At 66.3% G+C, this 9402-nt stretch carries 11 protein-coding genes; all 11 read left to right on the forward strand.

What is annotated here, in order from left to right:
• Positions 1 to 890: helicase-related protein (locus Q1M07_RS07315; RefSeq protein WP_300452543.1), on the forward strand; the 890-nt coding region annotated here is incomplete at its 5' end.
• Positions 891 to 1078: 188 nt separating this feature from the next.
• Positions 1079 to 1264: a hypothetical protein gene (locus Q1M07_RS07320; RefSeq protein WP_300452545.1), complete on the forward strand. Its 186-nt coding sequence runs from the start codon at positions 1079 to 1081 to the stop codon at positions 1262 to 1264.
• Positions 1265 to 1334: 70 nt separating this feature from the next.
• Complete coding sequence (gene accB, locus Q1M07_RS07325) at positions 1335 to 1784, forward strand: acetyl-CoA carboxylase biotin carboxyl carrier protein (protein ID WP_300452547.1); 450 nt, start codon at positions 1335 to 1337, stop codon at positions 1782 to 1784.
• 15 nt (positions 1785 to 1799) lie between these two features.
• Positions 1800 to 3164 carry an acetyl-CoA carboxylase biotin carboxylase subunit gene (accC, locus tag Q1M07_RS07330; protein WP_300452549.1) on the forward strand — a complete coding sequence of 455 codons (1365 nt, stop codon included), beginning with the start codon at positions 1800 to 1802 and terminating at the stop codon, positions 3162 to 3164.
• A 17-nt stretch (positions 3165 to 3181) separates the two neighbouring features.
• Positions 3182 to 4072 (forward strand): 50S ribosomal protein L11 methyltransferase, encoded by an 891-nt coding sequence (gene prmA, locus Q1M07_RS07335; protein WP_300452551.1) that lies wholly within the window; start codon positions 3182 to 3184, stop codon positions 4070 to 4072.
• Positions 4073 to 4076: 4 nt separating this feature from the next.
• Complete coding sequence (locus Q1M07_RS07340) at positions 4077 to 4988, forward strand: DUF3426 domain-containing protein (RefSeq protein ID WP_300452553.1); 912 nt, start codon at positions 4077 to 4079, stop codon at positions 4986 to 4988.
• Positions 4989 to 5153: 165 nt separating this feature from the next.
• Positions 5154 to 7391 carry a heavy metal translocating P-type ATPase gene (locus Q1M07_RS07345; RefSeq protein ID WP_300452555.1) on the forward strand — a complete coding sequence of 746 codons (2238 nt, stop codon included), beginning with the start codon at positions 5154 to 5156 and terminating at the stop codon, positions 7389 to 7391.
• 1 nt (position 7392) lies between these two features.
• Positions 7393 to 7599, forward strand: coding sequence for a heavy-metal-associated domain-containing protein (locus Q1M07_RS07350; RefSeq protein WP_300452557.1), 207 nt, complete (start codon positions 7393 to 7395; stop codon positions 7597 to 7599).
• A gap of 141 nt (positions 7600 to 7740) precedes the next feature.
• Positions 7741 to 8028 carry a putative quinol monooxygenase gene (locus tag Q1M07_RS07355; protein WP_300452559.1) on the forward strand — a complete coding sequence of 96 codons (288 nt, stop codon included), beginning with the start codon at positions 7741 to 7743 and terminating at the stop codon, positions 8026 to 8028.
• Positions 8029 to 8892, forward strand: a complete 864-nt coding sequence (locus Q1M07_RS07360) for an alpha/beta fold hydrolase (RefSeq protein WP_300452561.1) — start codon at positions 8029 to 8031, stop codon at positions 8890 to 8892.
• 24 nt (positions 8893 to 8916) lie between these two features.
• Positions 8917 to 9402, forward strand: a 486-nt coding sequence (locus Q1M07_RS07365) for an AMP-binding protein (protein WP_300452563.1), incomplete at its 3' end; no start/stop codon positions are given.

Consider the following 9402-nt stretch of genomic DNA (forward strand, 5'->3'; position numbering starts at 1 on the left):
ACACCGACACGCTCGATTACCTGCGCGATTTTCTCAAGACACAGGGATTCTCGGTTCTCTGCTATTCGGGGCGCGGCGGCGAATGGCTACAACCCGACGGCAGTTGGAAGAGGCTGACCCGCGAGGAAACGAAACGGCGCTTCAAACTCAAGGAGGCGCAGGTGCTGGTGTGCACCGATGCTGCCGCAGAGGGACTGAACTTCCAGTTTTGCGGCGCGCTGGTCAATTTCGATTCGCCCTGGAACCCGATGCGAATCGAGCAACGCATCGGACGCGTCGACCGCCTGGGCCAGCAGTTCCCGCGCATCGCCATCGTGAACCTGATGTACGAGGACACCGTCGAGACCGACGTCTACCGTGCGCTGAGATCGCGCATCAACCTCTTCACTTCGGTCGTCGGCCCGCTGCAGCCGATTCTCTCGGCGATGCCCGCGAGGATTGCCGAAGTCGCCCTGATGAGGCCTGAGAACCAGCAACAGGCCAGGGCGAATCTTGTCAGTGAGCTTCAGCAGGCGGCCAGCCAGACCCCGGCAGAATCCTTCAGCATCGACGAAGCGATCGAAGCCGCGCTTGAAGAGCCGGAACGTGCGCCCGCCCCGTACGGGCTCGAAGAACTCGGCCACCTGCTGGACTACCCGAAGCTTCTACCACCCGGCGTCGAGGCCCAACGGGTCGGCACGAAGGAGGTCTTCTGGACGCAGCCCGGAGCGCCGCGCATCAGCGTCACCACGGACCCGGACTTTTTCGAGGAGCATCCGGAATCGGTCGAATTCTGGACGCCGGGCAGCCCGGCGTTTCCGGAAGGCAGTGGATCGGGGGTTCAATCGGATGATGGGGAGACACTGGCTACCCTGATCCGCGCCACACGGGATCTGCCAAATCGCGCTTGAACATCCCCGCAACCGAGCGCGCGCCAATCCGTCCCAGACGCGGGCGTCGGGTTTGTCGTGCCTCCAGGAAACACCGTGCCCCAACGCGGTGGCCGGCTTGCTCGGCGGCGCGGTCGCGCCCTCGTCGAGCGAGTCGGCGAAGGGGCCGCAGTAGACAAGATGCTGTCATTTGCGTCAAACTTGCGGCCATGAAGAAGGAAAAAGCCGTTTTGCCGCCTGCCGACAGATCGCCCGGCGTGCCCCGCCAGCTTGGCTGGCAGGAAACCGGCCCAAGTCTCTTCAGCACCCGCCAACCCGAGCACCCCGGGTCGACGCTACGCGCCGACATCATCCCACCGCCGCCCAGCCCGTGGTACCCGATACGGGTCGACTGACCCCGTCGCGGTACGTCGGCACCCGGTTTCGGGGCGCCTCGTTAGCCAGACATACCTCCGGAGGGAATCCATGGATCTGCGAAAACTGAAGAAACTGATCGATCTGGTCGAGGAATCGAGCATCACCGAACTCGAGATCAACGACGCCGAAGAAAGGGTGCGCATCGTCAAGCACGGCGCTCCCGCTGCCCAGCCGGCGTGGACGGCTCCCCAGATCATGCACGCACCGGCGGCCACGCTGGCGGCGGCGCCAGCCGAAAGCGCGGTCGAGCCCGAGCTTCCCGAGGGCGATGTCCTCAAGGCACCGATGGTCGGCACCTTCTATCGCGCCTCGAGTCCGGGCGCCGAGCCGTTCGTACAGGTCGGCAGCGTCGTCAAGGCCGGCGATACGCTATGCATCATCGAGGCCATGAAACTCCTCAATGAAATCGAAGCCGAGCGGGCCGGCACGGTGAAGGCCATTCTGATCGAAAACGGGCAGCCGGTGGAGTACGGCGAACCGCTGTTCGTCATCGGCTAGGGGGAATCGTTGGCCATGTTCGGGAAAGTCCTCATCGCCAATCGCGGAGAAATCGCTCTTCGCATCCAGCGTGCGTGTCGCGAATTGGGAGTCAAGACCGTGGTCGTCCACTCGGAAGCCGATCGCGAGGCCAAATACGTCAGGCTCGCCGACGAGTCGGTGTGCATCGGCCCGGCACCCTCGGCGCAAAGCTATCTCAACGTTCCGGCGATCATCTCGGCGGCCGAGGTGACCGACGCCCAGGCCATCCACCCCGGTTATGGCTTCCTGTCTGAGAACGCCGACTTCGCCGAGCGGGTCGAGTCGTCCGGCTTCGTCTTCATCGGTCCGCGCCCCGAAACCATTCGGCTGATGGGCGACAAGGTTTCCGCCAAGGAAGCCATGCGGCTCACCGGCGTGCCCTGTGTTCCCGGTTCGGAGGGGGCATTGCCCGAGGACCCGCTGGAAATCCTGCGCATCGCCAAGGCGGTGGGCTACCCGGTGATCATCAAGGCGGCGGGCGGTGGCGGCGGACGCGGGATGCGCGTCATCCACACCGAGGCGGCGCTGATCAACGGGGTGACGATGACGCGTGCCGAGGCGCAGAGCTTCTTCGGCAATCCGAACGTCTACCTCGAGAAATACCTCGAAAATCCGCGCCACGTCGAGATACAGGTGCTGGCCGACAGCTTCCGGAATGCCGTGCACCTCGGCGAACGCGATTGCTCGATGCAGCGCCGCCACCAGAAGATCATCGAAGAGGCGCCGGCGCCGGGCATCGCGCTACGTCACATCGTGCGCATCGGCGAACGTTGTGCCGAAGCCTGCCGGAAGATCAACTACCGCGGCGCCGGAACTTTCGAGTTTCTTTACGAAAACAACGAGTTCTACTTCATCGAGATGAACACGCGCATTCAGGTCGAGCATCCGGTGACCGAACTGATCAGCGGCGTCGATCTCGTCGCCGAGCAAATCCGCGTTGCTGCTGGCGAGCGGCTTCGCTTCCGGCAGCGCGACCTGAGCTTCCGGGGCCACGCCATCGAGTGCCGGATCAATGCCGAGGATCCCTTCACCTTCGTCCCCTCACCGGGCAGGATCAGCTTCTACCATCCGCCGGGTGGGCCGGGAATTCGCGTCGACTCGCACATCTATCAGGGATACATGGTGCCGCCGAACTACGACTCGATGGTTGCCAAAGTGATTTCCTACGGCGACAGCCGCGACCAGGCGATTCGCCGGATGCGTATCGCCCTCTCGGAAATGAGCATCGAAGGCATCAAGACCAATATCGCGCTGCACCAGGAACTCATGCACGACGCCCGCTTCGTGGAAGGGGGCGCGAGCATCCATTATCTCGAGCAGCGCCTGGCGGCCAAGGACGAGGTCAAGAAGGGCGGCTGACCGGCAGCCGATGAGCGATGGCCTGGCTATCCCTAAGCATCGAAACCGATTGTCGGCACGCCGAAGCGCTGGCCGACGCCCTGCTCGAGAACGGTGCGTTGTCCGTCAGCATCGAGGATGCGGACGCCGGTACGCCGGACGAAAAGCCCCAGTTCGGAGAACCGGGCTCGCTCGCGCGGCCGGGCTGGGAGCGCTCGCGGGTGATCGCGCTGCTCGATCCGGGTAGCGACGCCCGCCGGCTGGTCGCCCTCTGCGCGGCGCGCTCCGGTCTGGACGACGTGCCCGCTTTCTCCCAGGAGGAACTGCCCGAGCAGGACTGGGTACGTTTGACCCAGTCGCAGTTCCCGCCGATACGCGTTGCCGAGCGCTTGTGGATCGTCCCCAGCTGGCACCTGGCACCGGATCCGGAGGCCACGGTTCTCGTTCTGGATCCCGGCATGGCTTTCGGCACCGGCTCGCACCCGACGACCCGCCTTTGCCTCGAGTGGCTCGAACGCAAGGTCCGCCCCGCCGTGTCGGTACTCGATTACGGCTGCGGTTCGGGCATTCTGGCCATTGCCGCGGCGAAGCTCGGGGCAGGCGACGTGCTGGGCGTGGATATCGACGAGCAGGCGGTGCTGGCGTCGAGGCAGAACGCCGAGCGCAACCGGGTCGAGGTAAGTTTCCAGGACTCGGCGCGAGCCTTGAACGGGCAGTTCGATCTGGTGGTCGCCAATATCCTGGCCAAGCCGCTCATGGTGCTGGCGCCGGCCATCGGTGGCCACGTCCGGTCCGGTGGCTGTCTGGCGCTTTCGGGCATCCTGCTCGAACAAGCCGATGAGGTCATCGCCGCTTACGCCCCCTGCCTGCCACTCGCCATTGCCGCGACGCTCGACGGCTGGGTCTGTCTCGCCGGTCGCCGGCCGTGAGCCGATGAAGACCTGCTGCCCGACTTGCCGGACGGTTTTCCGCGTTACCGCCGGGCAACTCCGGATGCGCAACGGGAAGGTCCGCTGTGGCCAGTGCCGGGCCGTTTTCGACGCGCTCGAATCGCTGCTCGACGACGACGAGTCGGGCGCCACGTTGCCGCCGAAAGTGGCGCAAGGCGACCCGCAAGCCGTACGCTCGATCGCCGCTTCGCTGCGCCAAGCGTCGCCGCCCGCATCGGACGCGACCGCCGACGGCACAAGCCTCGACCCGTCCGCCGCCACGCCGCCCGTCGCGTCAGCCGCGAGCGGCGACGCCGCGACGGACGACGCCGGACCGGCAGCGGGCGAAGCGGCGCGCGAGCCTACGGCGGCGCAGGGCGCAGCGGCCCAAGGCCGCTGGTTGGCCGCCGAACCGGCCAAGGCCAGTCCGCCGGGCCGCCGCTCGGACCGGCTGTTCGCCGCCGCGGGGGTCTTGCTGGCCTTGCTCTTGGTCGCTCAGGCGATCTTCTTTTGGCGCGGCGCGATCGCCGTCGCGCTTCCCGGACTGCGACCGGCGCTGGTCATGCTGAGCGAAGCCTTGGGCAGCGAGTTGCCCTTGCCGCGTGACGCGCAACTGATCGGTATCGAAGCCTCGGACCTGCAAACCGATCCGGGGCGGGGCAAGCTGCTGATCCTGCAGGCGACGCTGCGCAACCGCGCGGCCCATGTGCAGGCCTACCCGGCACTCGAACTGGCCTTGACCGACACCAACGACCGGGTTGTCGTGCGGCGTGTCTTGCTGCCCGACGAGTATCTGCCGCCGGGCGCGCGCGAAGAAAAATCCTTCGCCGCGAACGCCAGCCTCGATCTTCGTCTGTGGCTGGAGGCCAAGGAGATCGACGCGGCGGGTTACCGGCTCTACGTTTTCTACCCCTGATCGCACATCTCTCGCTACCCGACGGGGCGCCAAGCCTACCAGCGGCTTGCGCCCCGACTTGCCGAACATGGCGTGCCGGGCACCATGGCGCGGGTGGCGCGGGAGATTCCGACCCGCCAGTGTGCAACTTCCGGTCGTCTGCGCGGCCAGAGCGGAGATAGGACCATGAATACGGCAAGCGACAACGTGGGTTTCGAGCTACCGCCGGCGACCGTCGAACTCGCCATTGGCGGCATGAGCTGCGCGGCCTGCGCGGCGCGCATCGAGAAGCAGCTCAACAAGCTGGCGGGCGTCGAGGCGGCGGTGAATTTCGCCAGCGAGAAGGCGCATGTGCGCTATGTGCCTGGCCTTTGCGATGCCGAGCGACTGCTCGCCACGGTGCTCAAGGCAGGCTTCACGGCAACCGTCTCCGACGAAGCGACACGCGACGAAGAAAAGCGGCGCCAGCTCGCCGGCTACCGCGACGAGCGGCGCCGCTTCGCCATCGCCGCGGCGCTCACCCTGCCGTTGGTCGCGCAAATGGCCTTCATGTTCGGCAACGACGTGCACGGCGATGTCATCCCGCGCTGGTGGCAGTGCCTGCTGGCGACGCCGGTGCAGTTCTGGATCGGCTGGCGTTTCTACCTTGGTGCCTACCATGCGCTGCGTGGCGGCAGCGGCAACATGGACGTGCTGGTGGCGCTGGGAACGACGATGGCTTGGGCCTACAGTTTCGTCGTCACCGTTTGCGGGCTGGATCGTCAGCACGTCTATTTCGAAGCCTCGGCGACGGTCATCACGCTGGTCCTGCTGGGCAAGATCCTCGAGGCACGGGCCAAAGCAGGGACTTCCGCGGCGCTCGAGGCGCTGGCGAAACTGCAGCCGTCGACGGCACGTGTCGAACGCCGCCGGGGTGACGCGGTCGACCTGCTCGACGTGCCGGTGGCGACGTTGATTCCCGGCGACATCTTCGTCGTCCGTGCGGGTGAGGCGGTACCCGTCGATGGCGAGGTGATCGACGGCGTATCAGTGGCCAACGAGGCAATGCTTACTGGCGAAAGCCTGCCGGTGAGGAAAGTCGCCGGCCAGCGCGTCTTCGCCGCCACGATCAACGGCGACGGCCTGCTGCGCTGCCGCGCCACGGGCGTCGGCCGCCACACCATGCTGGCTGGCATCATCCGCCTGGTCGAGCAGGCGCAGGGCTCGAAAGCGCCGGTGCAGCGGCTGGCCGACCAGGTGGCGGCGATCTTCGTTCCGGTGGTGAGCGCCATTGCGCTGTCGACCCTGATCGCCTGGTGGGCGTTGACTGGCGATTTCGCGTCGGCCTTGGTGAACTCGGTGGCCGTGCTGGTGATTGCCTGCCCTTGTGCGCTGGGCCTGGCGACGCCGACCGCGATCATGGTCGGCACCGGACAGGGGGCGCGGCGGGGCGTGCTGATCCGCAACGCGCTGGCGCTGGAACTCGCGGAAAGACTTGAGGTGCTGGTGGTGGATAAGACCGGCACGCTGACCGAGGGTCGGCCGGTGGTGACCGATGTCCTTGCCGCGAGTGGCGACCAGGCGTCCGCCGCCGGCGAGGCGGCGACCCTGTTGTCCCTGGCGGCGAGTTTGGAACAAGGGTCGACGCATCCCCTCGCGGCAGCCATCGTGGAACGTGCCCGGGCCGAGGGAATGGCGCTGAGCGTGCCGGAAAACGTCGCCGCCATCCCCGGCAAAGGTTTGCTTGGCGACGTCGGCAAGCGGCGAGTGCATCTGGGGTCGCTGGCCTGGATGAAGGACCAGGGCTGGTCGGTTCCACAAGCGGAGCAACTGGTGGCGCGGGGGCGCAGCGTGGTGGTGGTGGCGGCCGACGAGCGCCCGCTCGGCTGCCTGGGCGTCGCCGATCCGCTGCGCGCCACGTCGCGCGCCGCGGTGGCGCGTCTCGAGCGCCTCGGCGTCGAGGTCGTGATGCTCACCGGAGACAATGCCGGCACCGCCCAGGCCGTCGCCCGGGAGGCGGGAATCACGCAGTTCGAGGCCGAAGTCTCGCCTGGCGACAAGGCCGCCGCGCTGGGCCGGCGCAAATCGGCCGGCCGCGTGGTCGGCATGGTCGGCGACGGCATCAACGACGCGCCGGCGCTGGCGGCGGCCGACGTCAGCTTTGCGATGGGTGCCGGCTCGGACGTCGCCATGCAGACAGCCGACGTCACGCTGATGCGCGATGACCTGAACGGCGTGGCGGATGCCATCTCGCTGTCACGCGCAACGCTCGCCAAGATCCGGCAGAACCTGTTCTTCGCCTTCATCTACAACGTGCTCGGCATTCCGCTGGCGGCCCTGGGTCTGCTCAACCCGGTGATCGCCGGGGCGGCGATGGCGATGAGTTCGGTCTCGGTGGTAAGCAATTCGCTGCTCTTGAAAAACTGGAAACCGGAGAAGACTTGAAATGGAAACGACGATCATCAGGGTAGGCGGCATGTCCTGCGGCGGCTGCGTGAACAGCGTGCACGCCGCGTTGAGCGCGCTCGAGGGCGTGGCCAGAGTCGATGTATCGCTGCCGCAGGGGCAGGCGGTGGTCGAGTTCGACATTGCACAAGTGAGCCGGGAGCAACTCGCGGCGGCGGTCGAAGACGCCGGATTCGACGCTTCCTGAGCCAATCCCGGCCAGCGGGACCCGCGCCGCGGGCCAGGGAATGCATCCGCCGCCGCCTTAGCTGCGTACTTATCTGCGTAATGTGGCTGTGGGGCGACGCCGTCGCCCCCGGAAACTTGCCGGAGAACGGAGGAGGAAGGCATGCTCAGAATCATTGCCCGCATTTGCGCACGCGCCGGTCGGGAGGCGGAACTGCGAGTCGTCTTGCGCGAGTTGCTTCCGGCGACCCGCAGCGAGAGCGGCTGCCTGGCTTATCAACTGTTTCAGAACGCGGATCGGGTGGGCGAATTCGTTACTGTCGAGCAGTGGACGGATCAGGCAGCGGCGGATGCCCATCTGGCGAGCCCGCACGTCGCTGCGGCACTTGCCCGGGCGACCGATCTGCTTGCCCAGCCGCCGCAGATTCATCGCTTCGACGAGGTGAACTGAATGGCCGCCCGCTACGCTGTCTGGCCGGCTGGGGCTGCCGGACAGGCGCGCGGCAGGGGCTGGTCGTGGTGGCAGCACATTCTGTTTCTGGTCGTGGCGCTGCTCGCCACCAGTTATCTGACGGCCGTCGGCTGGGTCTATCGTTATCAGGAGCGCCTGCTCTTCAAACCGGAACGCCTGGCGACCGATCACGTCCTGGCCCTGCCGGACGTTGAGGAGGTAACCGTCGACGTTCCCGGGGCGAGGCTGTCGGCTCTCCATCTTCGCTTGCCCGACCCGCAAGGCGTCGTCTTCTTCCTGCACGGCAACAACGGTAACCTCGCGACCTGGTTCGTCAACGCCGACTTCTATCGCGCGGCAAACTACGACCTGTTCATGCTCGATTACCGTGGCTACGGCAAGAGCAGCGGTCGTATCGAGAGCGAGGAACAACTGCGGGCCGACGTGCTTGCCGCCTGGCGGTCGGTTGCCGGGCGCTACCTCGGCAAGCGTCGTGTGATCTACGGCCGCTCGCTCGGTACGGCACTCGCCGCCGGGCTGGCGGCCGAGGTGCAGCCCGAGCTGACGATCCTGGTATCGCCTTACTGCCGCATGGTCGAATTGATGCGCGCCAGTCATGCGTGGCTGCCCCCGTTCATACTGCGTTACCCGCTCGACACCTGCCGCGACCTCGGGCAGATCCGCGGCAGCGTGCTTCTCGTACACGGCGAGCAGGATCAGACCATCCCGATCGGGCACAGCGAGCAACTGTTGGCGCGTGCCCCGCAGGCGCGACTTCTTCGCCTGCGGGGCGCCGGACACACCGACGTCCACCAGTTTCCGGCCTACGCCGAGCGCATGAGGCAGGCGCTGCGCGAACTCTGAAATTCATTGTCAAGGAGAATACAGATGCTGAAAGGACTGATGCAGGACCGTCCGTTACTCATTTCCTCGCTCATCGAGCACGCCGAGAGCTGCCATCCGCAAGCCGCCATCGTTTCGCGGACCAGCGAAGGGCCGATTCATCGCTGTACTTACGCCGACATCGGACGCCGGGCACGGCAAGTGGCGAAAGCTCTTGGCGCGCTCGGCGTGACGGCCGGCGAGCGGGTGGCGACGCTGGCCTGGAACGGCTACCGCCATCTCGAACTGTACTTCGGCGTGTCGGGTATGGGCGCCGTTTTGCATACCATCAATCCGCGTCTCTTCCCCGAGCAGATCGAGTACATCGTCGATCATGCCGAAGATCGGCTGCTGTTCTTCGATCTCGGGTTTGCGCCGCTGGTCGCCAAACTGGCCGATCGCCTGTCCGGTGTTCGCGCTTTCGTCGTCCTGACCGATCGCGAACACATGCCCGATTGCGGGATTCCCGGCCTGCTCTGTTACGAAGACCTG

Origin of the sequence: Accumulibacter sp. (assembly GCF_029255285.1) — a bacterium.
In the GTDB taxonomy this organism is placed as follows: domain Bacteria; phylum Pseudomonadota; class Gammaproteobacteria; order Burkholderiales; family Rhodocyclaceae; genus Accumulibacter.